General features: G+C 55.2%; 27 protein-coding genes and 1 other annotated feature. Of the genes, 17 read left to right on the top strand and 10 right to left on the bottom strand.

Going from position 1 to position 24,331, the window contains the following annotated elements; translation table 11 throughout:
• Positions 1–55: 55 nt before the first annotated feature.
• Both nadE and ACLIBF_RS12355 read right to left on the bottom strand, forming a co-directional pair.
• Positions 56–880, bottom strand: a complete 825-nt coding sequence (nadE, locus tag ACLIBF_RS12360) for an ammonia-dependent NAD(+) synthetase (RefSeq protein WP_031375681.1) — start codon at positions 878–880, stop codon at positions 56–58.
• Positions 881–998: 118 nt separating this feature from the next.
• Complete coding sequence (locus ACLIBF_RS12355) at positions 999–2,201, bottom strand: multidrug effflux MFS transporter (protein ID WP_031375682.1); 1,203 nt, start codon at positions 2,199–2,201, stop codon at positions 999–1,001.
• Between the two features lie 303 nt (positions 2,202–2,504).
• Between ACLIBF_RS12355 and osmE the strand changes: the two genes are divergently transcribed.
• Positions 2,505–2,840, top strand: a complete 336-nt coding sequence (osmE, locus tag ACLIBF_RS12350; RefSeq protein WP_010245718.1) for an osmotically-inducible lipoprotein OsmE — start codon at positions 2,505–2,507, stop codon at positions 2,838–2,840.
• 72 nt (positions 2,841–2,912) lie between these two features.
• On the opposite strand, the gene ACLIBF_RS12345 is transcribed toward osmE, so the two are convergent.
• From ACLIBF_RS12345 to hxpB, 6 genes are all read right to left on the bottom strand, one after another.
• Positions 2,913–3,287 carry a DUF6515 family protein gene (locus ACLIBF_RS12345; RefSeq protein WP_031375683.1) on the bottom strand — a complete coding sequence of 125 codons (375 nt, stop codon included), beginning with the start codon at positions 3,285–3,287 and terminating at the stop codon, positions 2,913–2,915.
• A gap of 196 nt (positions 3,288–3,483) precedes the next feature.
• Positions 3,484–4,875 (bottom strand): L-cystine transporter, encoded by a 1,392-nt coding sequence (locus ACLIBF_RS12340; RefSeq protein ID WP_448309883.1) that lies wholly within the window; start codon positions 4,873–4,875, stop codon positions 3,484–3,486.
• A gap of 152 nt (positions 4,876–5,027) precedes the next feature.
• Positions 5,028–5,618 (bottom strand): metal-dependent hydrolase, encoded by a 591-nt coding sequence (locus tag ACLIBF_RS12335; RefSeq protein ID WP_046288366.1) that lies wholly within the window; start codon positions 5,616–5,618, stop codon positions 5,028–5,030.
• 141 nt (positions 5,619–5,759) lie between these two features.
• The gene (gene kduD, locus ACLIBF_RS12330; RefSeq protein WP_031375685.1) at positions 5,760–6,521 is read right to left on the bottom strand and encodes a 2-dehydro-3-deoxy-D-gluconate 5-dehydrogenase KduD; all 762 of its coding nucleotides are present in this window, start codon (positions 6,519–6,521) and stop codon (positions 5,760–5,762) included.
• A gap of 16 nt (positions 6,522–6,537) precedes the next feature.
• Positions 6,538–7,374 (bottom strand): 5-dehydro-4-deoxy-D-glucuronate isomerase, encoded by an 837-nt coding sequence (gene kduI, locus ACLIBF_RS12325; protein WP_279809982.1) that lies wholly within the window; start codon positions 7,372–7,374, stop codon positions 6,538–6,540.
• A 175-nt stretch (positions 7,375–7,549) separates the two neighbouring features.
• Entirely contained in the window at positions 7,550–8,218 is a 669-nt protein-coding gene (gene hxpB / locus ACLIBF_RS12320; RefSeq protein ID WP_069728220.1) for a hexitol phosphatase HxpB, read from the bottom strand.
• Positions 8,219–8,363: 145 nt separating this feature from the next.
• Between hxpB and ACLIBF_RS12315 the strand changes: the two genes are divergently transcribed.
• Positions 8,364–8,900, top strand: coding sequence for a YniB family protein (locus tag ACLIBF_RS12315; protein ID WP_448309881.1), 537 nt, complete (start codon positions 8,364–8,366; stop codon positions 8,898–8,900).
• A 5-nt stretch (positions 8,901–8,905) separates the two neighbouring features.
• Here ACLIBF_RS12315 and ACLIBF_RS12310 read toward each other — a convergent pair whose 3' ends face one another.
• Both ACLIBF_RS12310 and ghoS read right to left on the bottom strand, forming a co-directional pair.
• Positions 8,906–9,799, bottom strand: a complete 894-nt coding sequence (locus tag ACLIBF_RS12310) for a fructosamine kinase family protein (RefSeq protein WP_046288364.1) — start codon at positions 9,797–9,799, stop codon at positions 8,906–8,908.
• Between the two features lie 78 nt (positions 9,800–9,877).
• Positions 9,878–10,198 carry a type V toxin-antitoxin system endoribonuclease antitoxin GhoS gene (gene ghoS / locus ACLIBF_RS12305; RefSeq protein WP_031375688.1) on the bottom strand — a complete coding sequence of 107 codons (321 nt, stop codon included), beginning with the start codon at positions 10,196–10,198 and terminating at the stop codon, positions 9,878–9,880.
• 352 nt (positions 10,199–10,550) lie between these two features.
• Between ghoS and ACLIBF_RS12300 the strand changes: the two genes are divergently transcribed.
• The 15 genes from ACLIBF_RS12300 (at position 10,551) to ACLIBF_RS12230 (ending at position 24,331) form a co-directional block, all read left to right on the top strand.
• Positions 10,551–11,312, top strand: a complete 762-nt coding sequence (locus ACLIBF_RS12300; RefSeq protein ID WP_069728221.1) for a DUF481 domain-containing protein — start codon at positions 10,551–10,553, stop codon at positions 11,310–11,312.
• A gap of 247 nt (positions 11,313–11,559) precedes the next feature.
• Positions 11,560–13,488, top strand: a complete 1,929-nt coding sequence (gene thrS / locus ACLIBF_RS12295; protein ID WP_031375690.1) for a threonine--tRNA ligase — start codon at positions 11,560–11,562, stop codon at positions 13,486–13,488.
• A gap of 3 nt (positions 13,489–13,491) precedes the next feature.
• A complete protein-coding gene (gene infC, locus ACLIBF_RS12290) occupies positions 13,492–14,043 on the top strand; it encodes a translation initiation factor IF-3 (RefSeq protein ID WP_031375691.1) in 552 nt (183 codons plus the stop codon).
• Between the two features lie 100 nt (positions 14,044–14,143).
• On the top strand, positions 14,144–14,341 hold the full coding sequence (gene rpmI, locus ACLIBF_RS12285; protein ID WP_004157374.1) for a 50S ribosomal protein L35: 198 nt from the start codon (positions 14,144–14,146) through the stop codon (positions 14,339–14,341).
• A gap of 40 nt (positions 14,342–14,381) precedes the next feature.
• Complete coding sequence (gene rplT / locus ACLIBF_RS12280) at positions 14,382–14,738, top strand: 50S ribosomal protein L20 (protein ID WP_003853267.1); 357 nt, start codon at positions 14,382–14,384, stop codon at positions 14,736–14,738.
• Between the two features lie 117 nt (positions 14,739–14,855).
• Positions 14,856–14,981, top strand: a sequence feature (Phe leader region).
• Positions 14,861–14,905 (top strand): pheST operon leader peptide PheM, encoded by a 45-nt coding sequence (pheM, locus tag ACLIBF_RS12275; protein ID WP_159859786.1) that lies wholly within the window; start codon positions 14,861–14,863, stop codon positions 14,903–14,905. It overlaps the preceding feature by 45 nt.
• Positions 14,982–15,052: 71 nt before the next feature.
• Entirely contained in the window at positions 15,053–16,036 is a 984-nt protein-coding gene (pheS, locus tag ACLIBF_RS12270) for a phenylalanine--tRNA ligase subunit alpha (RefSeq protein ID WP_031375692.1), read from the top strand.
• A 14-nt stretch (positions 16,037–16,050) separates the two neighbouring features.
• Complete coding sequence (gene pheT, locus ACLIBF_RS12265) at positions 16,051–18,438, top strand: phenylalanine--tRNA ligase subunit beta (RefSeq protein WP_179420087.1); 2,388 nt, start codon at positions 16,051–16,053, stop codon at positions 18,436–18,438.
• A 4-nt stretch (positions 18,439–18,442) separates the two neighbouring features.
• A complete protein-coding gene (gene ihfA, locus ACLIBF_RS12260; protein WP_003853259.1) occupies positions 18,443–18,745 on the top strand; it encodes an integration host factor subunit alpha in 303 nt (100 codons plus the stop codon).
• A gap of 161 nt (positions 18,746–18,906) precedes the next feature.
• The gene (btuC, locus tag ACLIBF_RS12255; protein ID WP_089561242.1) at positions 18,907–19,890 is read left to right on the top strand and encodes a vitamin B12 ABC transporter permease BtuC; all 984 of its coding nucleotides are present in this window, start codon (positions 18,907–18,909) and stop codon (positions 19,888–19,890) included.
• 39 nt (positions 19,891–19,929) lie between these two features.
• Entirely contained in the window at positions 19,930–20,475 is a 546-nt protein-coding gene (locus ACLIBF_RS12250; RefSeq protein ID WP_031375694.1) for a glutathione peroxidase, read from the top strand.
• Positions 20,476–21,225, top strand: a complete 750-nt coding sequence (gene btuD, locus ACLIBF_RS12245) for a vitamin B12 ABC transporter ATP-binding protein BtuD (protein ID WP_031375695.1) — start codon at positions 20,476–20,478, stop codon at positions 21,223–21,225.
• A 68-nt stretch (positions 21,226–21,293) separates the two neighbouring features.
• A complete protein-coding gene (locus ACLIBF_RS12240) occupies positions 21,294–21,752 on the top strand; it encodes a C40 family peptidase (protein WP_031375696.1) in 459 nt (152 codons plus the stop codon).
• A 295-nt stretch (positions 21,753–22,047) separates the two neighbouring features.
• Positions 22,048–22,794: an EAL domain-containing protein gene (locus tag ACLIBF_RS12235; protein WP_279809984.1), complete on the top strand. Its 747-nt coding sequence runs from the start codon at positions 22,048–22,050 to the stop codon at positions 22,792–22,794.
• Between the two features lie 85 nt (positions 22,795–22,879).
• A complete protein-coding gene (locus ACLIBF_RS12230) occupies positions 22,880–24,331 on the top strand; it encodes a protein adenylyltransferase SelO (protein WP_089561245.1) in 1,452 nt (483 codons plus the stop codon).

Raw genomic sequence — 24,331 nt, 5'->3', positions numbered from 1 at the left:
TCTCAACCGGGTAAGGCGCTAAAGCCTCCCTTGCCGCAGCAAGGGAGGAGCGGGATTACTTCCAGAAATCGTCGAAAACGGTAATCGGTGGGCGACGTTTGTGCTCGGTTTTCAGATACCAGCCTTCAATGATTTTTGCGTTATCAGGATCGATGGTTTTGCCTTCCAGATAGTCATCAATCATCTCGTAGGTCACGCCCAGCGCCACTTCATCCTGCAGGCCGGGACGATCGTCTTCGAGGTCGGCCGTCGGTTTCTTCAGGTAGAGATGTTCCGGACAGCCAAGCTGTTTCAGCAGCTGTTTGCCCTGGCGTTTGTTGAGGCGGAACAGCGGATTAATGTCGGTGCCGCCATCGCCATACTTGGTGAAGAAGCCGGTGACCGCTTCAGCCGCATGGTCGGTACCGACCACCACGCCTTTGGTCATGCCTGCGATACTGTACTGCGCTTTCATTCGCTCACGCGCTTTTTCATTGCCGCGCACGAAGTCAGACAGCGTAATGCCGGCCGCCTGCAGCGCCCGCTCACTGGCGAGCACCGACTCTTTGATGTTCACCACCAGCGACCGATCGGGCTGAATGAACGCCAGCGCGTCCTGACAATCCTGCTCATCGGCTTGCACGCCATAAGGCAGGCGCACCGCGATAAAGGTGTAGTCGTTATCGCCGCTCTCCTGGCGCAGTTCGCTGATTGCCAGCTGCGCCAGTTTACCCGCCAGGGTAGAGTCCTGGCCGCCGCTGATCCCCAGCACCAGCGTCTTAAGACCGCTGTGCCGCTTCAGGTAGGACTTAAGAAAATCGACGCTAACGCGCACTTCGTGATCGGCGTCGATAGTGGGCTTAACGCCCAGTGCTTCAATGATTTCCTGCTGCAGTGACATGAACTTCTCCTCAGGTCAGTGGCCCGTCGGCTCGATGCGAACGTTTTATTAAAGCTAACGTGCCTCAGCGAAAACAACAAGCCAAAGCGGCAGCCGATTGCAGTTAACCGTTGCGAAATCAGACAGTTTTCACCTGCGGCAGCGGTTTTTTTGCCAGCAGCAGGAACATCAGGATCGCCAGCATAAAGCAGCCAAAAATGGTGGCGGTCATGCTCAGCACTGAGGTGCCGCCAATACCGGTAATCGGCACGGTGAGGGCGCCCAGGGTGAACATGGTGACGCCAATCACTGCTGAGGCGCTGCCGGCGCGATGGCCCTGGCTCTGCATCGCCAGTGATGAAGCGGTGGTCGCAATGACCCCGTTACTGGCAATGGTAAAGAACAGCGCCACCAGCAGCAGTGGTAAAGGTGCCTGCGTCAGTGCGGCCAGTAGCAGCAGGCTGGAGGCAACAAAGGCCAGCGTCAGCCCGCCTTTCAGTACCCGATATTCTCCCCACAGCGGGCAGAGACGGGCGCTGGTCTGGGACGCGATCACCAGTCCGACACCGTTAGCCGCAAAGCAGAAGCTAAATGCCTGCGGTGACAGACCGTACAGCTGTTGCAACACGAACGGCGATGCGCCGATATAGGCGAACATGCCGGACATCATAAAGCCCTGGGTCAGGCAGAAGCCCATAAAAGGACGATGGGTAATTACCTGGCCCAGCGCGGCGTAGGCGGAGAAAATCGAGCCTTTACTGCGGCGCGCATCGGGCAGGGTTTCATGCAGCTTCCAGCGCGCCAGTAAAATCAGCAGTACCGCAATGCAGGCGAGCACCACAAAAATGCCACGCCAGTTAAGCACCGTCATCAGCACGCCGCCGAGTACCGGAGCGGCAATCGGTGCCAGACCGTTTACCAGCATCAGCAGGGCGAAGAAGCGGGTCAGCTCGTGACCGCTATACATGTCACGAGCGATGGCGCGTGATAACACCGCGCCGCCCGCGCCGGCCAAACCTTCAAACAGGCGAGCCAGCAGCAGCTGATGAATATCCTGCGCCAGCGCACAGCCGATCGAAGCGATAAACAGCAGTACCAGTGACAAAGCCAGCGGTCGCAGACGACCAAATTTGTCGCTCATCGGACCGAAGACTAACTGGCCGGCACCCAGGCCGAGTAGTCCGGCGGTCAGGCTAAGCTGCGCCGTGGCGGTTTCGGTGTGCAGGTCCCGGGCCAGCTGAGGCAGCGCGGGCAGGTAAAGGTCGATACAGAGCGGGCCGAGTGCGGCCAGCAGGCCCAGCGTGATGGCATAAACCAGCCGGTTGGAGTGTGCAGGTGTCATTTATCCTCAGTATCTGAAGCGATGGGTGAATGAAAGGCGGACAACGCATTAGCGGGCGGTTACTGATGCCGGCGTCATCCCGTGAGCCGCCGGTGAGGGCAACCCGCGCCCCGGCGACGCTTTTATGCTGGCTAAGGGGACCTGTTTTTTGCCGCAGATTATACGTGCCCGTTGACAGCAAAACAGCCTTCTTTACGAAATCCTGACGGTTGTCAGCGCATTAAAAGTTCGCCATAAACTTGATAAACCTGAATTTATGTTCCAGGCTTGTCTGCACATGGACAATAAATGAGGAACAACAAGATGAATAAAGTGATGGGATGTATCGCTGCGGCGCTGACGCTGGCTGCCCTGTCTGGTTGTACGACTTACGATCGCGCTGAAAGCTATGTGACTAAGCCGGTGGTAAAGGATGTTAAAAAAGGCATGACCCGTGACCAGGTTCGTCAGATCGCTGGCACACCGTCTACTGAAATCACCATGGTTCACGCGCGTGGCACCTGCCAGACGTATGTACTGGGCCAGCGTGACGGCAAAGCGCAGACCTATTTCGTGAGCTATAACGATACCGGTCGCGTAATGAACTACGGCTTCCAGAGCTGTGCGGAATACGATACCGATCCGCAGGTTCAGCAGTAAGTCATTCGCTGCAAAGCCCCGATTGAATAATAAACGGCCCGTCATCTGACGGGCCGTTTTTCGTTTCGGCCGTTATAAGCCTGCCGGACGCGGAACCTCGACGTAATCGCCATCTATCTGCCGCTGGTAGTAATGCCCCTGCTGCACATAAAAGCGTTTACCGTTGAAGTCCAGCACCCGCATGTCATCGCTGACCCGGCGCTCTTCAGGCGGTTCGACCACCACATACTCTTCGCCATGGCGCTGATAATAGTTGCCGTTAAGCAGGTAATAGGTCAGTCCGCCGATCAACACCGCTGTTGCGGCTTCAGGTAAAAAACGCACCGGACCGGGCCCGCCCCAGTGTGGGCCAGGACCACCATGTGGACCCCATCCGCCAGGATGAGCGAAAGCGATAGCCGGGGTTAACAGGGTTAACGCCAGCAGGGAGGCGATAACTTTTTTCATCGGGCATTCTCCTTATAAGACTGCCTGCAGAATTGGCCTTTTAGCGACTAAAGACAAGCGCTAAAGCGGCGAATTTTCGCCTGTTTACCATGCTTAACGTTTTCTTAACGGCGTCGCCATCAAGCGGGGAAATTATGGAGAGAAAGCGGGAGAAGAGCAGAAAACCTGGCGCGGGCGCGCCAGGTTTGATACCGGATTAACGGTGTGCCAGTTCGGCGTGTTCGTCGCTGTCCAGCACGCGCTTATCGGTCAGACCTAACCAGCGGCTGGTGAGGGAACCAGCCGTCATGGAGCCATTGACGTTCAGTGCGGTACGGCCCATGTCGATCAGCGGTTCGATGGAGATCAGCAGCGCCACCAGAGTGACCGGCAGGCCCATGGCGGGCAGCACAATCAGCGCGGCGAAAGTCGCACCGCCACCAACACCGGCTACGCCAGCCGAGCTCAGCGTGACAATTCCGACCAGCGTGGCGATCCACAGTGGGTCAAACGGATTGATGCCAACGGTTGGCGCAACCATCACTGCCAGCATGGTCGGATAGAGACCGGCACAGCCGTTCTGGCCGATTGTGGCACCGAACGAGGCTGAGAAGCTGGCAATCGACTCTGGCACGCCGAGGCGACGGGTTTGCGTCTCAACGCTCAGCGGAATACTGGCGGCGCTGGAGCGGCTGGTAAAGGCAAAGGTAATCACCGGCCACACTTTGCGGAAGAAACGCATCGGGTTAATCCCGTTGACCGACAGCAGCAGCGCATGGACGCCAAACATAATTGCCAGACCGAGGTAAGAGGCAACCACGAAGCTTCCCAGTTTGATGATGTCCTGCAGATTCGAACCGGCTACCACTTTGGTCATCAGGGCCAGCACACCGTACGGCGTCAGCTTCATCACTAAACGAACCAGCTTCATCACCCACGACTGCAGCGTGTCGATCGCCACCAGCACGCGCTGACCTTTTACTTCATCATCTTTCAGCAGCTGCAGCGCGGCCACACCAAGGAAGGCAGCAAAGATGACCACGCTGATGATCGAGGTCGGATTCGCACCGGTCAGATCGGCAAACGGGTTTTTCGGAATAAAGGACAACACCAGCTGCGGCACACTCAGGTCAGAGACTTTGCCGACGTAGTTGCCCTGAATGGCACTCAGACGCGCGGTTTCCTGCACACCCTGCACCAGACCTTCAGCGCTCAGACCAAACAGGCCGGTGACGAACACCCCAACCAGCGCCGAGATAGCGGTGGTAAACAGCAGCACGCCGATGGTCAGTACGCTGATTTTACCCAGTGAAGAGGCGTTATGCAGGCGGGCAACCGCACTCAGAATCGAAACAAACACCAGCGGCATTACCACCATCTGCAGCAGCTGCACGTAGCCATTGCCAACGATGTTAAACCAGCTGATAGAGGTTTTAACCACCGCGCTGTTTTCACCGTAAATCAGCTGCAGCACCAGGCCGAACAGTACGCCGATCACCAGACCGGTCAGCACTTTCTTCGACAGGCTCCAGTTGTTGCGGCTGAAACGGGAGAGCAACACCAGCAGCACCACAAAGGCGACGAGGTTAAGCGTAAGAGGAAGGTCCATACTGAAACTCCAGAGTAATGCGGTTTTCCGCGTCGGGAAAACCGCATAATGTTAATCACGAATTAAGACTGCAGGAATGGTATCAGCAGGAGAGGGTGCAGGCCTTATATCCAAATGGCATGCTTTATAACTTAATCGCTTAATTTGTTGATTTAATGCGCAGTCTGACTGGAAATCAACCGACCGACACCATTTTGTAGCGTATCAAATAGCTGAGCGGGCCAGCCGTTTGCACCAAACGAAGGCATACCCACCGGGAACCACAGCGCATAGCCAACCAGTCCAAGGCACAAAGCCCGCTCAAGTTGGTTACCTTTCTGACTTTTCAGAATAGGTAGACGAAAGCGCCAGCGGCAGGGCCATAACAGAGGTACGCCCGCCGGTGTCAGCATGTCAGCAACAATATGGCTGAGATAACCCAGCGTCAGTCCCTGCAATACATCAGGCGGAATCGGCGACTCAGCTGGCAGGTTAAGCTGAAACAGCCACAGCCCGGCAGCCACCGCCAGTAAACTGTGGGTAAAACCGCGATGGCCAAATGCCCGTGCAATCGGATGAGAGAGCCAGCGTAGTCGTTGTCCGAGCAGCGATTTGGGGTGATCGATGTCGGGCAACAGGCAGGTCAGCAGTGCCGACGGAACAAGATGCCACCAGTCTGCCTGCGCCAGCACCGGTGTAAGTTCAGCACGTTTAGCGAAAATGGCACTCGCAATGGCAAAAATGATATGGCCCTCGGCCGTCATGATGGAACCTGGCTGCAAAGAAAACTGTCGATGCATCCAGTATAGGGATTTATCCAGTGAATGAGAACATGTGACGCTGTAACGAAGCGTGAATTTAACTAAAAAAAGCGGACAATCCCGGTGGCGTGTCCGCCCGATAAATCAGCGCGCCAGCCAGCCGCCATCCACCGCCAGCGTAAAGCCGTTAACGTAGTCAGAGGCGGCTGAGGCCAGGAACACCACCGGCCCCATCATATCGTCGGGTACGCCCCAGCGTCCGGCCGGAATACGCCCGAGGATCTCTTCACTGCGCGCTTCATCACTGCGTAACTGTTGGGTGTTATTGGTGGCCATGTAACCGGGGGCAATCGCATTGACATTAATATTGTGCTTCGCCCATTCGTTCGCCATCAGGCGGGTCAGCCCCATTACCGCACTTTTTGACGCAGTATAAGAGGGCACGCGAATCCCACCCTGGAACGAAAGCATCGAAGCAATATTGATAATTTTGCCGCCGTTACCCTGGGCGATAAACTGCCGGGCTACCTGCTGTGACAGAAAAAACAGACTCTTGCTGTTGAGATTCATTACATCATCCCAGTCCTGCTCGCTGAAGTTCAGCGCATCTTCGCGGCGGATAATCCCGGCATTATTCACCAGAATGTCGATTTTACCCGCAGCGGCCAGCGCCTGCTCAACCACCGAGCCGACCACCTCCGTTTTCATCAGGTCAGCCTTTATCGACCAGAAACGGCGGCCCAGCGCTTCCACTTTGCTTTGGGTCTCGTCCGGTCCTTCGCGGTTGACGCCGACGATGTCGCATCCCGCCTGCGCCAGACCCAGCGCCATACCCTGTCCTAAACCGGTATTACAGCCGGTCACCAGCGCCACTTTCCCTTCCAGGCTAAACGCATTCAGTACCATGATATTTCTCCTCTGCTCAGCGTAGTTCGCTGATTTTGACGTGGTCCATGTCATCAAAGACCTGATTTTCGCCCACCATGCCCCAGATGAAGGTGTAGCGCTGCGTGCCGACGCCGGCGTGAATCGACCAGCTAGGTGAAATCACCGCCTGCTCGTTATGCACCAGCAGGTGACGGGTTTGCTGCGGCTCGCCCATCATGTGGAAAACCGCACTCTCCTCGCTCATGTCGAAATAGAAATAGACCTCCATGCGGCGTTCATGGGTGTGGCACGGCATGGTGTTCCACAGGCTGCCTTCCTCCAGTTTGGTTAAGCCCATGGTGAGCTGACAGGTCGGTAGCACGTCCGGCACGATGAACTTATTGATGGTGCGGCGATTGGAGGTGGCAGGATCGCCGAGTGTGGCGGTGGCGGCCTCCTGTAAGGTGATTTTTTTATCCGGGAAGGTCGCATGCGCAGGGGCGCTGTTGTAGTAGAACTTCGCCGGCTGGGCCGGATTCAGACTGCGGAACAGCAGATTTCGCGCACCCTTACCGATATAGAGTGCCTCTTCATGGCCGATTTCCCAGCTTTTGCCATCCACTTCCACCAGTCCGGGGCCACCGATATTGATCATGCCCAGTTCGCGGCGTTCAAGAAAGTAGCTGACGCCTAACTGCTTACCCATTTCGTCGCCAATCGTTACCGGGTTATTCACCGGCATTACGCCGCCGATGATAATGCGATCGATATGGCTGTAGGTCAGGGTGTAGTTATCGGCAGTAAAAATCGTTTCAATCAGAAACTCGCGGCGCAGCGCGTTAGTGTCCAGCTGTCTGGCGTGATCACTGTGAATGCTTTGACGAACGTCCATCTCAGGCCTCTCTGCAGATCAGGTTAAGCATGCCCCGGAACAGGGACTGTCTGGGCATCTTAGGCAGAGCGGGATATGAATTCAATAAAAATGAAACGTTGTTTTAATTATTTGCGGAGTAGATCAACAGTACGCCGAAGCGGGTTAAACAGCCCGCCTGCTGGCGGGCTTGCACTTAACCGTGTAAATCGGCCAGCGTCAGTTGGGTCAGGTCATCCAGCCGGACATCTGCCAGCGCCCAGCGCGGATCGTCCCGGTGCACCGCCGCCGGAACCACAATCGAACGCATCCGCGCCGCTTTGGTGGCGATCATACCGTTGAAGGAATCTTCCAGCGTGACGCAGTTAAGCGGGTCGATCGCCAGGCTGGCGGCCGCGTTGAGATAGACCTGCGGATGGGGTTTGCTGTAAGGCAGCGCTTCCGCCGAGGCGAGCACGTCGAAATAGTGCCGCAGGTTGAAGATCTCCAGTACTCGTTCCAGCATCGCCAGCGGTGAGGCGGAGGCGAGGCCAATTTTCAGGTTGTGCTGCCGGCACAGCTGCAGTGCGGCCTCAACCCCTGGCAACAGCGGACGGGTCTCTTCAATCAGCGTCATCGCCCGGGCAATGATGCGCTGCGTGACCTCCTGCTGACTGGGACCGTTCCACGGCAGCGTTTCGTACCACATACGTACTGTCTGATCGATGCGTAAGCCGAGCGTGTCAGGCAACTCGTTGCGGCGCGACAGGTCGACATCCAGCGTCGAAAAAATATCCAGTTCAGCCTGATCCCACAGCGGCTCGGAATCGATTAATAAGCCATCCATGTCAAACAATGCGGCGAGAACGGGGCGGTGATAGGGCATCTGAGGTCTCCTTATAAAGTCTGACTTACCTTAGCATTGATCGGCCGGCTGCGGGTCGCAGAGCAGCCAGCCACGCTTTATTTGGGAAATTTCGTCATTGGCAGGTAGACTTACAGCAAATTGGATTTTGGGTTCAGGAGATATCATGACCTATCAACAGGCTGGCCGCATCGCCATCCTTAAGCGTGTGGCTGGCTGGGTGATTTTTTTACTGGCGCTACTCTCGACGATTATTTCTGTGCTGAGCTTTATGTTTAAGCACAGCGAAAAGCAGCTAGGCATTGACGCAGTTATGCTCGATTTTGTCCATGTGATCGTCGACATGATCCGCTTTAATACCCCGTTCCTTAACGTGTTCTGGCATAACTCGCCGGTACCGGAATTTAACGGTCAGATGAACCTCGGGTTCTGGCTGATCTATATTCTGATCTTTGTCGGGCTGGCGCTGGAATCATCAGGCGCGCGGATGGGACGTCAGGTGCGTCATGTCAAAGAAGGCATTGAGGATCAGTTAATTCTGGAGCAGGTGAAGGGCAGTGAAGGGCGCACCCGCCAGCAGCTGGAAGAGAAGGTGCGCGTCCCGCGCCACACCATCTTTCTGCAGATTTTTCCGCTTTACGTCCTGCCGATCGTGATTGCCATCGCTGGCTATTTCGCGCTGTCGCTGCTGGGCTTTATCTGATGCAGTCAGGCCGGTTTGGCCTGACTGGCTGACAGTGCATCCTCATCCAGCAACTGACCAATGGCGAACTGTGCGTCGCCGAGCCAGTGACCGCCGAACACGTTCGCCCGGTTTAACAGATAATAAAGCTGATAAACCGGCTGACGCTGCGAAAAGCCATCCGGCAGCGGCCAGACAGCGTGGTAGCCCTCGAAGATTTGCCGCGGCAGGTCAGGAAACCAGCTCAGCATCGCTAAATCACATTCACGATCGCCCCAGTAACAGGCGGGATCGAAGATCCACGGCCCGGTTGCGCTGCCGGCGCAGTTAGCGGGCCAAAGATCGCCATGCAGTAAAGAGGGCTGAGGATGATGCGATGCCAGCACCCGCTGCACGCAGGCAATAATCAGTTCAGTATCGCCATACTGAATGCCTTTTTCCGCTGCCAGCTGTAGCTGCCAGCCGATGCGCTGCTCAGCAAAGAAAACCGACCAGCGTCGCAGCCAGCTGTTGGGTTGGGGAGTGGTGGTGATGTTGTTATCAAAGTCGAGTCCGAACTGAGTCTGCTCGCTCCACTGATGCAGATGCGCCAGCTGCTGGCCCAGCTGAAAGGCGCTCTGGGGATCGAGCGGCTGCGGCTGAATATATTCCAGCAGCAGAAAGCTCTCTTCGCGATGATGACCGACACCATAGACCTTCGGCACCCTGACGGTCTGGGTGCGGGCCAGCAGTGCCAGCTGATCGGCTTCCCAGGTAAATAGCGACAGCATCTCGCGGCTGTTGCATTTTACGAACACGTCGTGGTCACCGTAGCGGATACGCCAGGTGGGATGGACTTCGCCACCGGGCAGGGCGTGACGTTGGGTAATTTCGGCGTTGCCTAACTGCTCGCTTAACAGACGACTAATGGCTGACCACATCGGGCTATCCTCGTTATTCGCTGCGTAAGTTCGATTGTAGCGCGTAAATATTCACCAAAACCAGCGCGGAAGCACCCTTTACTCAGCCGGAGAGGCGGCAGGGCGATGATCGGCGGCGTCGCGCAGGAACTGCTCAAAGGTGGTGACGGTCACTTCTGGCTTTTGTCCCAGTGCGCTTTCGCCAGCGGCAGCGACCTGCTGTCGCAGATCGTCTTCCTCCAGCGTGGTAACAATACCAAAGCTATTGGTCCCCAGCTCATGCGGGTGCCCCTCATCATCCGTCAGGGTGGTGGTAAACCCGGCAGCAGTCATTGCGCCGGTTAGCTCAAGAATGTCACTTAAGCCAGATTCCTGATACTGCAACGTGACGATATAACGGGTTAAGGAATTGCTGCTCATCATGCACCTCTGGGTAGAGAAACTGAACTGAGCGTAGACCATGGTGAAAAAATGAGCGAGTTATTAAGGGGATGGTGAAAGCATACGCTGACGACGGAACGTAAAAACCTGTCAACGGCAACGGTTAACGTTCTGAAAAATCTTGTTGCGCAGCGGCTGTATTTTGCTGTGGGGACCACTATAATGCGCCGCGTTAATCAGAAGAGTCCCAATTAACATGCGGTTTCAGAGCAATACCACGCATTTCGAGCGAGTTAATATTTTTTTACAAAACTTACCGTAAATTGCATTGATTGCCCGGCAAAACGCTTCAGACTCTCCGTTTTTTAAACTGTCGCACGGATCACATTTAATGAAAGCCTTTAATAAGCTGTCTGCTGTTCTTTTGCTCTCCGCCGGAGCGTTTTGCCACCAGGCACTGGCCGATAATGCCGTATTTACTTCAATGGATGACCCTTCCACGGCGAAAAAACCGTTCGAAGGTTCTGCATCTGCAGGTTACCTGGCGCAAACCGGTAACACCACCAGTTCATCCATGACCGCTCAGACCAACATGACCTGGTATCAGTCATCGATGGCATACAGCTTATGGGGCAACGCAGCGAATACTTCATCAAATGATGAGCGCTCGTCTGAGACCTATAACATCGGTGGCCGTTCACGTTATAACCTCAACTCCTATGACTACCTGTTTGGTCAGGCAAGCTGGTTAAGCGATCGCTTCAACGGCTACGATTCACGTGATGTGCTGACTGCCGGTTACGGTCGCCAGATTCTGAACGGCCCGGTGCATTCGCTGCGTGCGGAATTTGGTCCGGGTGTACGTTATGATGACTTCCACGATGGCGGTCATGAAACTAAAGCGCTGGGCTACGGCGCCATCAGCTACCAGTGGCAGCTGACTGATACCACCAAATTCGTGCAGGGTGTCTCCGTGCTGAGCAGCTTCGGTGAAGACACCACCCTCAACTCTGAAACCGGCCTGCAGGTTGCCATCAATAGCCACTTCGCGCTGAAGCTGGCTTACAACGTGACCTGGAACAACAATCCACCAGAGTCTGCGCCGGATCGCACTGATACCAAAACCTCTATCATGCTCTCTTACGCCATGTAAGGCGGTTTCCCGCAGCAGCATGCCAGGCGGTCTGACGATGAGTCAGGCCGCTTTTTTTTGATCTCTCCGAGGCTTAGCGAAAACGGCATGGGTTTTTCTCGCCCAGGAAAACTGCTATCATCGCTTTCGCACTGAAATCCTGGCGACATTCCGACACTGTGGGTCTGACATAACGCCAGGTCATTAAATTTACATGATGTTGCATGTAAGCTTTCGTGTGGCTTACCACTGCAATTAAGGATATGAAATGCCTGTAATTACGCTTCCTGATGGCAGCCAGCGTGTATTTGATCGCCCTGTCAGCGTGATGGATATCGCGCTGGACATCGGCCCGGGATTAGCAAAAGCCTGCATCGCGGGTCGCGTTAATGGTGAACTGGTTGATGCTGTCGATCCCATCACTGAAGATGCTTCCGTTGCGATCATTACCGCAAAAGACGAAGCGGGTCTGGAAATCATCCGTCACTCCTGCGCGCACCTGTTAGGGCATGCGATTAAGCAGCTGTGGCCGGATACCAAAATGGCTATCGGTCCGGTGATTGATAACGGCTTCTATTATGATGTCGATATTGATCGTACTCTGACCCAGGAAGATATCGACCTGCTGGAAAAACGCATGCATCAGTTGGCTGAAACCAACTATGACGTGGTGAAGAAAAAAGTCAGCTGGCAGGAAGCGCGCGACGTGTTCGCGGCGCGGGGTGAAGTCTACAAGACCACCATTCTTGATGAAAACATCAGCCACGATGACCATCCTGGCCTTTATCATCACGAAGAATATGTCGACATGTGCCGCGGTCCGCACGTGCCGAACATGCGTTTCTGTCATCATTTCAAGCTGCAGAAAATCTCCGGTGCCTACTGGCGCGGCGACAGCAACAACAAAATGCTGCAGCGTATTTATGGCACCGCGTGGGCAGACAAGAAGCAACTGGCCGCCTATCTGCAGCGTCTGGAAGAGGCGGCGAAGCGTGACCATCGTAAGATTGGTAAGCAGCTTGACCTCTACCACATGCAGGAAGAAGCGCCGGGCATGGTATTCTGGCATAATGACGGCTGGACTATCTTCCGCGAGCTGGAAGTGTTTGTCCGCAGCAAGCTAAAAGAGTACCAGTACCAGGAAGTCAAAGGTCCATTCATGATGGATCGCGTGTTGTGGGAAAAAACCGGGCACTGGGAAAACTACAAAGAAGCGATGTTCACCACCTCGTCTGAGAACCGTGAATATTGCATCAAGCCGATGAACTGTCCTGGGCATGTTCAGATCTTTAATCAGGGTCTGAAATCCTACCGTGACCTGCCGCTGCGCATGGCGGAGTTTGGTAGCTGTCACCGTAATGAGCCATCAGGAGCCCTGCACGGTCTGATGCGCGTTCGTGGCTTTACCCAGGACGATGCACACGTCTTCTGTACTGAAGAGCAGGTGCGTGACGAAGTGAATAGCTGTATCCGCATGGTTTATGACATGTACAGCACCTTCGGCTTTGAAAAGATTGTGGTGAAATTGTCCACCCGTCCTGAAAAGCGTATCGGCACTGATGAAATGTGGGACCGTGCTGAGGAAGATCTGGCCGCCGCGCTGAACGAGAACAACATTGAGTTTGAGTTCCAGCCAGGCGAAGGTGCGTTCTACGGTCCTAAAATTGAGTTTACTTTGTACGATTGTCTTGATCGCGCCTGGCAGTGCGGAACAGTTCAGCTAGACTTTTCCCTGCCAAAACGCCTTGAAGCAACCTACGTGGGCGAAAACAACGATCGTCAGACGCCAGTGATGATTCACCGTGCGATTCTGGGGTCGATGGAGCGTTTCATCGGTATACTGACCGAAGAATTCGCTGGTTTCTTCCCAAGCTGGCTGGCACCGCTGCAAGTCGTGGTAATGAATATTACCGATGGACAAGCAGAATATGTTGAGTCTTTGACGCGTAAGCTGCAGAATGCTGGCATTCGTGTGAAGGCAGACTTGAGAAATGAGAAGATAGGCTTTAAAATCCGCGAGCATACATTACGTCGCGTCCCTTATATGTTGGTCTGCGGTGATAAAGAGGTGGAAGCTGGCAAAGTGGCCGTTCGCACCCGCCGTGGTAAAGACCTTGGGTCGATGGATGTCGATGTGTTTGTTGAGAAACTTCAACAAGAGATTCGCAGCCGAAATCTTCACCAATTGGAGGAATAAAGTATTAAAGGCGGAAAACGAGTACTACCGACGCGTCCGAACAAAATCAACAGTGAAATCCGTGCAACTGAAGTGCGCTTAACAGGCATGGATGGCGAGCCGATTGGCATTGTCACATTACGCGAAGCTTTGGAAAAAGCCGAGGAAGCGGGTGTTGATTTAGTAGAAATCAGCCCGAACGCCGAACCGCCGGTCTGCCGCATCATGGATTACGGCAAGTTCCTCTATGAAAAAAGCAAATCTTCTAAGGAACAGAAGAAGAAGCAAAAAGTTATTCAGGTTAAGGAAATCAAATTCCGTCCTGGAACCGATGATGGCGACTATCAGGTCAAACTACGCAACCTGATTCGCTTTCTGGAAGAAGGCGATAAAGCCAAAATCACGCTGCGTTTTCGCGGTCGTGAGATGGCGCACCAGCAGATCGGTATGGAAGTGCTTAACCGCGTCCGTAAAGACCTGTGTGAAGATCTGGATTTGGCCATTGTCGAATCCTTCCCTTCGAAGATCGAAGGCCGCCAGATGATCATGGTGCTCGCTCCTAAGAAGAAACAGTAGGCTTTCAAGTAACATTGGCCGCGCAGCGTTCGCGCTGTGCGGTTAACTGTTCGCCTGTCTGGGTCATGTTATCAACAATGCGAAGTGGATATTTTTTAAAATGCCAAAGATTAAAACTGTACGTGGCGCGGCTAAGCGCTTCAAGAAGACCGCTTCTGGCGGCTTCAAGCGTAAACACGCAAACCTGCGTCATATTCTGACCAAAAAATCTACTAAGCGTAAACGTCACCTGCGCCCTAAAGGCATGGTGTCCAAAGGCGATCTGGGTCTGGTTATTGCCTGCCTGCCGTACGCATAAGTCCATTTTTTTAAACAGAATATAGAACAGGAGAGCTCACATGGCTCGCGTTAAACGTGGTGTAGTTGCTCGCGCACGTCACAAAAAAATCTTAAAACAAGCTAAAGGCTATTACGGTGCACGTTCACGTGTTTACCGCGTTGCCTTCCAGGCTGTTATCAAAGCTGGTCAGTATGCTTACCGTGACCGTCGTCAACGTAAGCGTCAGTTCCGTCAGCTGTGGATCGCGCGTATCAACGCAGCGGCACGTCAGAACGGCATGTCTTACAGCCGTTTCATCAATGGTCTGAAAAAAGCAGCCATTGAGATTGACCGTAAGATCCTGGCTGACATCGCAGTATTCGATAAAGTGGCATTCTCTGCACTGGTCGAAAAAGCGAAATCAGCACTGGCGTAAGCCGGATGAAAAAGGGAGCTTGCTCCCTTTTTTATTGCCTGTAACTCGCGCAAAAGATTGACATTTTCTTCGCCACGCATTTCAATAGTACCCTCATGATTCATGACAAGGTAACCGCAAGCATGACTGCTGCTATTTTCCGTTTCTTTTTTTACTTTAGCGCCTGACATTCGGGGGCTTTTGCGCATAAGAAGAGAAACGAAAAATCGCGCTGAAAGCCTCCCTCGTGGAGGCTTTTTTGTTTCTGGCGCTAGCATATTGGACCGGCAGGTCCCAACGAGAACTGACCAGCCTGACTGGAAAAAGAGGAAACTATGTCCCAACTCGCAGAACTGGTGGCCAACGCCACGGCGGCCATCGACGGGGCGACAGATATCGCCGCCCTTGACGCGGTGCGCGTCGAATATCTGGGTAAGAAAGGCCATCTGACCCTGCAGATGACCACCTTACGCGAGCTGCCAGCCGAAGAGCGTCCGGCAGCGGGCGCGGTGATCAACGAAGCTAAACAGCAGGTCACCGAGCGTCTGAACGCACGCAAAGACGCGCTGGAGTCGGCGGTACTGAATGCGCGTCTGGCCGCCGAAACGATTGACGTTTCACTGCCTGGCCGCCGCATTGAGAATGGCGGTCTGCATCCGGTAACCCGCACCATCGACCGTATCGAAACCTTTTTCGGCGAATTGGGTTTCGCGGTGGTGACGGGCCCGGAGATCGAAGACGATTACCATAACTTTGATGCGCTGAATATTCCTGGCCATCACCCGGCACGCGCCGATCATGACACCTTCTGGTTCGACGCGACGCGTCTGCTGCGTACCCAGACGTCTGGCGTGCAGATTCGTACCATGAAAAACCAGCAGCCGCCGATTCGCATCATCGCTCCAGGCCGCGTCTACCGTAACGATTACGATCAGACTCACACGCCGATGTTCCATCAGATGGAAGGGCTGATTGTCGATAAAAACATCAGCTTTACCAATCTCAAAGGCACGCTGCACGATTTCCTGAACAACTTCTTTGAAGAAGATTTGCAGATTCGTTTCCGTCCCTCCTATTTCCCGTTCACTGAGCCTTCGGCGGAAGTGGATGTGATGGGCAAAAACGGTAAATGGCTGGAAGTGCTGGGCTGCGGCATGGTGCATCCAAACGTGCTGCGTAATGTCGGCATCGATCCGGAAGTTTACTCCGGCTTCGCCTTTGGTATGGGAATGGAGCGTCTGACCATGCTGCGCTATGGCGTGACCGATCTGCGTGCATTCTTCGAAAACGATTTACGTTTCCTCAAACAATTTAAGTAAGGGCAGGTTATCCAATGAAATTCAGTGAACTCTGGTTACGCGAATGGGTAAATCCAGCCCTGGACAGCGCGGCGCTGTCTGAGCAAATTACCATGGCCGGCCTGGAAGTGGATGGCGTGGACCCGGTCGCGGGCGCGTTCCACGGCGTGGTAGTCGGTGAAGTTGTGGAGTGCGGTCAGCACCCGAACGCCGACAAACTGCGCGTCACCAAAATCAACACCGGCGGCGATCGCCTGCTGGATATCGTCTGTGGCGCGCCAAACTGCCGTCAGGGCCTGAAAGTCGCCGTGGCGACCGTGGGTGCCGTACTGCCGGGTGATTTCAAAATCAAAGCCGCAAAACTGCGTGGCGAACCGTCCGAGGGCATGCTCTGCTCGTTCTCCGAACTGGGTATTTCCGACGATCACAACGGCATTATCGAACTGCCTGCGGATGCGCCGATTGGGACTGACATCCGCGACTATCTGCAGCTGGATGACAACACCATCGAAATCAGCGTCACGCCGAACCGCGCCGACTGTCTGGGCATTATCGGTATTGCGCGTGATGTGGCCGTCCTGAATGGCCTGCCGCTCAACATGCCGGAGATCCAGCCGGTAGCGGCGACGCTGAACGAGACCTTCCCGATTCGGGTGGATGCAACCGAAGCCTGTCCGCGCTATCTGGGCCGCGTCGTGAAAGGCGTGAACGTCACGGCGGCGACTCCGCTGTGGATGAAAGAGAAGCTGCGTCGCTGTGGCATTCGTTCTATCGACCCTATCGTTGATATCACCAACTATGTGCTGCTGGAGCTGGGTCAGCCGATGCACGCCTTTGACCTCGACCGTATTGATGGCGGGATTGTGGTGCGGATGGCGAAAGAGGGGGAAACCCTGACGCTGCTGGACGGCACCGAAGCCACTTTACAGAGCGACACCCTGGTGATCGCCGATCACCAGAAAGCGCTGGCGATGGCCGGTATTTTTGGCGGCGAGCATTCCGGTGTGAACAGCGAAACGCAGAATATCCTGTTTGAGTGCGCCTATTTCGACCCGCTCTCGATTACCGGCCGCGCACGTCGTCACGGTTTACACACTGATGCGTCACATCGTTATGAGCGTGGCGTCGATCCGGCTCTGCAGCAGATGGCGCTGGAGCGTGCGACCGCGCTGCTGTTAGACATCTGTGGTGGTGAAGCGGGTCCGATCATCGATCAGACCCATCAGGCCGCGTTACCGCCGCAGGCCACCATTACCCTGCGTCGTGAGAAGCTGGACCGTCTGATTGGTCACGTTATCCCGGATCAGCAGGTGACGGATATTCTGACCCGCCTCGGTTGCCAGGTGAGCGCCGCTGAGGGCCAGTGGCAGGCGGTTGCGCCGAGCTGGCGTTTTGATATGGCGATTGAAGAAGATCTGGTTGAAGAAGTCGCCCGTATCTATGGCTACAACAACATTCCGGACGTGCCGGTACAGGCCGGCCTGGTGATGACCCGCCACCGCGAAGCAAATCTGTCGCTGAAGCGTGCCAAAACTCTGTTGGTCGATAAAGGCTATCAGGAAGCGATTACCTACAGCTTTGTGGACCCGAAAATTCAGCAGCTGCTGCATCCGGGTGAAGAGGCACTGTTGCTGCCCAGCCCGATCTCCAGCGATATGTCGACCATGCGTCTCTCTCTGTGGACCGGCTTACTGAGTGCGGTGGTCTACAACCAGAACCGTCAGCAGAGCCGGGTGCGCCTGTTTGAGAGCGGCCTGCGCTTTGTGCCGGATAGTCAGGCCGATCTTGGCATCCGTCAGGATCTTATGCTGGCTGGCGTACTGAGCGGCAACCGCGCTGAAGAGCACTGGGATCTGGCGCGCCAGACGGTTGACTTCTATGATTTAAAAGGCGATTTAGAATCGCTGCTCGATTTAACTGGCAAACTGGACGACATCAGCTTCCGGGCTGAAGCGAATCCGGCGTTGCATCCAGGACAGAGCGCTGCGATTTATTTGCATGATGAACGAATCGGATTTATCGGAGTGGTTCATCCTGAGCTGGAACGTAAGCTTGATCTCAATGGTCGCACCTTAGTCTTTGAACTGCTTTGGAATAAGGTCGCAGACCGCGTCCTGCCTGACGCGCGCGAGATTTCACGCTTCCCGGCGAACCGTCGTGATATTGCCGTTGTGGTGGCTGAAAACGTCCCTGCAGCAGATATCATCGCGGAGTGTAAGAAAGTTGGCGTAAATCAGGTAGTTGGCGTAAACTTGTTTGACGTGTACCGCGGTAAGGGCGTTTCTGAGGGTTACAAGAGCCTCGCAATCAGCCTGATTTTGCAGGATACCAGCCGGACACTCGAAGAAGAGGAGATTGCCGCGACCGTTGGCAAATGCGTTGCGGCATTAAAAGAGCGATTCCAGGCAACCTTGAGGGATTGAACCTATGGCGCTTACAAAAGCTGAAATGTCAGAGTACCTGTTTGAGAAACTCGGGCTGAGCAAACGCGATGCAAAAGAGTTAGTGGAGCTGTTTTTCGAAGAGGTACGCCGCGCTTTGGAAAATGGAGAACAGGTAAAACTGTCTGGGTTTGGCAATTTCGACCTGCGCGACAAAAACCAGCGTCCTGGCAGAAACCCGAAAACGGGGGAAGATATTCCGATTACTGCGCGTCGCGTAGTGACCTTCCGCCCAGGGCAGAAGCTGAAAAGCCGCGTAGAGAACGCTACACCCAAAGAGACTGACTGATTTCAGCGTTTCAAAAAGGCCGCGCAAGCGGCCTTTTTTCATTTCAGGCATTCCCGGCCTCACGCTTCCCGGCAACCGCGCCGGTGCGCATCACCAGCAGCCTTTCTTTTTTCTGCAATCCCTCTACAATCAAATCTCTGTTTTCTCAGCTAATCCTGCTTATGTCTCTGCTAGACCAGCTTGCTCACCAGGCCGATCGCCGTAGTCAGAAATGGCTGGCGGGGCTGGCTATTGCGCTGCTTGCGCTACTTATTGTCAGCCTGTGCGCTGGCGACAGCTGGATTGCGCCGTCACACTGGCTCAATGACAGCAGCAGGCTGTTTGTCTGGCAGCTGCGTCTGCCGCGCAGCGTGGCTGTGATGCTGGTGGGCGCCTCACTGGCGCTATGCGGCGTGGTGATGCAGGCACTGTTTACCAATCCGCTGGCCGAGCCGGGACTGCTTGGCGTCTCGAATGGTGCCGGGATAGGGCTGGTGCTCGGGGTACTGCTCGGCAGCGGCTCACTGTGGAGCCTGAGCCTGGCGGCGATGGCCGGTGCGCTGATCATCACCTTAATACTGTTGCATTTCGCCCATCGCCAGCTCTCCGTGACCCGGCTGCTGCTGACCGGCGTTGCGTTGGGCATCATCTGCAGCGCTATCATGACCTGGGCGGTTTACTTCAGCACCAGTCTTGATTTACGTCAGCTGATGTACTGGATGATGGGCGGCTTCAGCGGTATTGACTGGCGCTACGGCTGGATGATGCTGGCCTTATTGCCGGTGATGCTGGCGCTGAACGGCAGCGGCCGGATACTGAATTTACTGGCACTGGGCGAGACTTCGGCACGCCAGCTTGGCCTGTCGCTGTTCTGCTGGCGCAATCTGCTGGTGCTGGCGATGGGCTGGCTGGTGGGCGTTAGCGTCGCCATGGCCGGGGCCATCGGCTTTGTCGGGCTGGTGATCCCACATCTGCTGCGCCTGAGCGGCATCAGCGATCACCGTTATCTGCTGCCGGCGTCCGCGCTGGCCGGAGCCAGTGTGCTGCTGGGCGCCGACATCGTCGCTCGTCTGGCACTGACCGCAGCTGAATTACCGATTGGCGTGGTGACCGCAACGCTCGGTGCACCGTTGTTTATTGCATTACTGGTGAAATCTTCACGCTAGCCTCGGCTGGTTATTTAACATCCACGATAGGAATCCAGAATGAGCATTTATCAAACTGAACTGGTTACGCTTGATGGGGAAAAAACCACGCTGTCACAGTGGCAGGGCAAGGTACTGCTGGTGGTCAACGTCGCCTCTAAATGCGGTCTGACGCCGCAATATGAAGAGCTGGAGAATCTGCAAAAAGCCTGGCAGGATCAGGGTTTCAGCGTGCTGGGCTTTCCCTGCAACCAGTTTCTTGAGCAAGAGCCGGGCAGCAGTGAGGAGATCAAAACCTTCTGCAGCACCACTTATGGCGTGACGTTTCCGATGTTTGAAAAAACCGAGGTTAATGGCGAACAACGCCATCCGCTCTATGCCCAGCTGGTGGCGGCACGACCTGACGCCGTGCGTCCGGAAGGCAGTGGTTTTTATGAGCGCCAGGTGAGCAAAGGCCGGGGCCCGAAAGCGCCAGGAGATATCCTGTGGAACTTCGAAAAATTCCTGATTGGCCGTGACGGCACGGTTATTCAGCGTTTTGCACCTGATATGACGCCGGAAGATCCGATCATTCTGGAGACCATCAAGCAGGCGCTGGCAAAATAAATGCTGTTGCGGTTGAAACAGGTAGCCGTCTCCGGACGGCTGCTGCCGTTTAGCAGTGCGCTGGATGCCGGTCAGCTGCTGCATCTGGTCGGGCCGAACGGTGCCGGCAAAAGCACCTTACTGAGCGTCATCGCCGGTCTGCAATCCGCTGACGGCAGCGTCGAGCTGGATCAGCGTCCGCTGGGTAACTGGCACGGCAGCGCGCTGGCGCAGGTGCGGAGCTGGTTGCCTCAGCAGCAGTTACCACTGAGCCAGATGCCGGTCTGGCACTATTTGCGCCTGCATCTGCAACCGGCTGATACCGGCGCGGATCGGCGCCTGACTACGCTGCTGCAACGGCTGCAGCTGGATGACAAGTTAACCCGTTTGTTGACCCAGCTCTCTGGCGGTGAGTGGCAACGCGTCCGGCTGGCTGCGGTCTGTGCCCAGATCGATCCGCAGATTAATCCGCGTGGCCGGTTACTGATCCTCGACGAGCCGCTAACCGCGCTGGATCTGGCCCAGCAGAAAGCGGTGGATGATTTAATTGCTGAGCTGTGCGCGGCGGGTATCAGCGTCATCGCCAGCAGCCATGACCTCAATCACAGCCTGCAACAGGCTGATTGCGTCTGGCTGATGCATCAGGGCCAGGTTGTGGCGCAGGGAACGCCTGCGATAGTACTGACGCCGTCGCAACTGACGCCGCTGTATCAGATTGCGTTTCGCCAGCTGGAAATAGAAGGGCGCACGCTGCTGACAGTGCTGCCCTGACACTTGCCACCCGGCGCGCTTTCCCGCTACATTAAGCCGGTCGTAACTTCTGATAAGGACATTTGGCGATGCGCCTGGCTTTGCTGCTTTGGGTTCTGCTACTGACGGGCTGCAGTCATCACGCGCCGCCCATTAACGGCCGTCTTTCCGATTCGATCACCGTGATTGCCCAGTTGAACGATCAGCTTGGCAACTGGCGTGGTACGCCTTATCGCTATGGTGGCATGAGCCGCAACGGCGTCGATTGCTCCGGCTTTGTTTATCTCACCTTCCGCGACAAATTCGCCCTGCAATTACCGCGCACCACTGCGGCGCAGAGCGATATCGGAACGCGGATCAGTAAGGACGATCTGCTGCCGGGTGATTTGGTATTTTTTAAAACCGGCCGCGGAGAAAATGGCTTACACGTCGGGATTTATGACACCGATAACGCCTTTATCCATGCCTCGACCAGCCAGGGCGTGATCCGGTCATCGCTGGATAATGTCTACTGGCGTAAAGTGTTCTGGCAGGCGCGGCGCATTTAACCGTGCGCCCATCCCGCCGACTTAAGTCCAATTTAAATCAGACCTTAACCCGCCAGTGAAAGTTTTATTTTAAATGACATTTATCCCGGCGGGATTTTATTAATCACAATGTCTGCCGGTTTAATTCCACTAATAACCGGGGTTTTATTAGTCCTATTTGGCTTAAGCGAGATTGTCAGACGGCAAACGGCGATGGAAGGCTAATTAAGTCCATCTCTTCAATGATTTGGTCCTATTGCCTGCCTGTATCCATTCATATAGGATATAACCATCGCCGCATATTCTGGCAGTAGAAATGAAAATTCACTTATCGGCCGACTATCAGTCGGAAATTTGGTTCTACCCTGCCTGTGATGTTGACGGGCGGCTGACCGCTGTCGAGCTGGTAACCCAGTTTGTGCATGAAAGTGCACCTATCACCCTGCCGCAGGACCTGCTGCTGCCGCAGCTGGACGAATCGCAGCAGCTGCGCCTGTTACAGAGTCAGATTGGATTACTGGAGCAGTATCGCGCGCTGTTTGAAACCCACACGGTTTCGGCATTAATTCGAATTGATGAGGGAATGGCGCGCACCCTGCTGGAAAGTGAATTGCTGATGCGGAAAATAAAGCAGCTTCCTTATGTGCGGCTGGATATCACTGAAACGTTTCCGCACCTCAGGCAGGGCAGAAATAATCCGTTGCTACAGAGCCTGCGGGCTGAATTTAATTTATCGCTTTCGCATTTTGGTGTCGGAAAATCACCGGCCAATGCAGTCTACGATAATTTATTTAACTGTATCAGTCTCGATAAAGGATTTATTCACTCGCTGGCCAAACGCGCCTCTTTCGTGCCGTTTATACAAAGCATTATCGATAACTTCCGATCCCATTGCGATCAGATCATTATTTGTGGCATTGACGATGAGGCGCTGCTGGACAAAGCCCTTCAGCTGAGCGGTGCGCATTTGCAGGGCGCGCTGTTCCCGGTGGTGAAATCAGATGCGCTATGCTCACTAATCAGTGCCGACAACCGCGTGCCATCCTCCCTGCATCCGTGCTGATGCGACCTGTTTAATCCCCGATATCAGCGTTACACTGAAGGTTTTAGCTGAACGACGTATCGCTGAGCGTCGCATGGGAGAAACAATGTCCACTGGCAAGCTTACCTTTGACAACACCTGGTTTCGCGAACTGACAGGGTGTTACACCGCGCTTACCCCCACGCCGCTGACAGGCGGACGCCTGCTCTATCATAACGCACCGCTGGCCGCCTCAATGGGGCTGGATGAGGCGCTGTTTACCGGTGACGGTCATGATGTCTGGCACGGCGCGGCCTTACTGCCCGGCATGCAGCCGCTGGCGCAGGTTTACAGCGGCCACCAGTTTGGCGTCTGGGCCGGGCAACTGGGCGACGGGCGCGGTATTCTGCTGGGCGAACAGCGGCTGGAAGATGGCAGCAAGCTTGACTGGCATCTGAAAGGCGCGGGTCTGACGCCCTATTCACGGATGGGGGACGGCCGTGCAGTGATCCGTTCCAGCGTGCGCGAATTTCTGGCCTCAGAGGCGCTGCATCATCTGGGTATCCCGACCACCCGGGCGCTGACGTTATCGATTGGCGATGAACCGGTCTATCGTGAAACGCCGGAACGCGGCGCCATGCTGATGCGGATCTCGCCGAGCCATCTGCGCTTTGGCCACTTCGAACATTTCTTCTACAGCCAGCAGCAGGATAAGGTGCAGCAACTGGCCGATTATGCGATCCGCCACCACTGGCCTCACCTGACAGAGGATGCTGAACGCTATCAACTGTGGTTTACCGATGTGGTCCTGCGCACGGCACGCCTGATCGCGCTGTGGCAAAGCGTCGGTTTCGCCCATGGCGTGATGAATACCGACAACATGTCGATTCTGGGCCTGACCATCGATTATGGCCCGTTCGGCTTCCTTGATGACTACCAGCCCGATTACATCTGTAACCACAGCGATTATCAGGGGCGCTACAGCTTCGAAAATCAGCCGATGATCGGCTTATGGAACCTCAACCGGCTGGCACATGCGCTGTCCGGGCTAATGACTACAGAGCAGCTGAAGCAGGCGCTGAGCGTTTACGAGCCGGAACTGATGCGGGTCTGGGGCGAACGGATGCGGGCTAAGCTCGGCTTGCTGACGGCGGAGAGCGGCGACAACGAAATTCTGACCGAACTGCTGGCGCTGATGACCAAAGAGCACAGCGACTACACGCTGACCTTCCGCTTGTTAAGTGAGACGCAGCAGGCTGAATCCCGTTCACCGCTGCGCGATGAGTTTATCGATCGTGAAGCCTTTGATGGTTGGTATCAGCGCTATCGTGCGCGGTTATTGCAGGAAGAGGTGCCCGATGCCAGCCGACAGGCAGTGATGAAATCAGCGAATCCGGCAGTGGTGTTACGTAACTATCTGGCACAGCAGGCGATTGATGAGGCAGAGCGGGGAGAGCAGGGCGCGCTGGCGCGATTGCACCAGGCGCTGCAGCAACCTTTCAGCGATCAGACGGCCGCTGAATATCGTCAACGGCCGCCAGACTGGGGTAAAACCTTAGAGGTGAGCTGTTCCAGCTAA

The sequence above is a fragment of the Pantoea sp. PGP6 genome (genome assembly GCF_053474785.1).
Note: the sequence above shows the minus strand (reverse complement) of the source record. Positions and strands in the feature narration are given on the sequence as shown.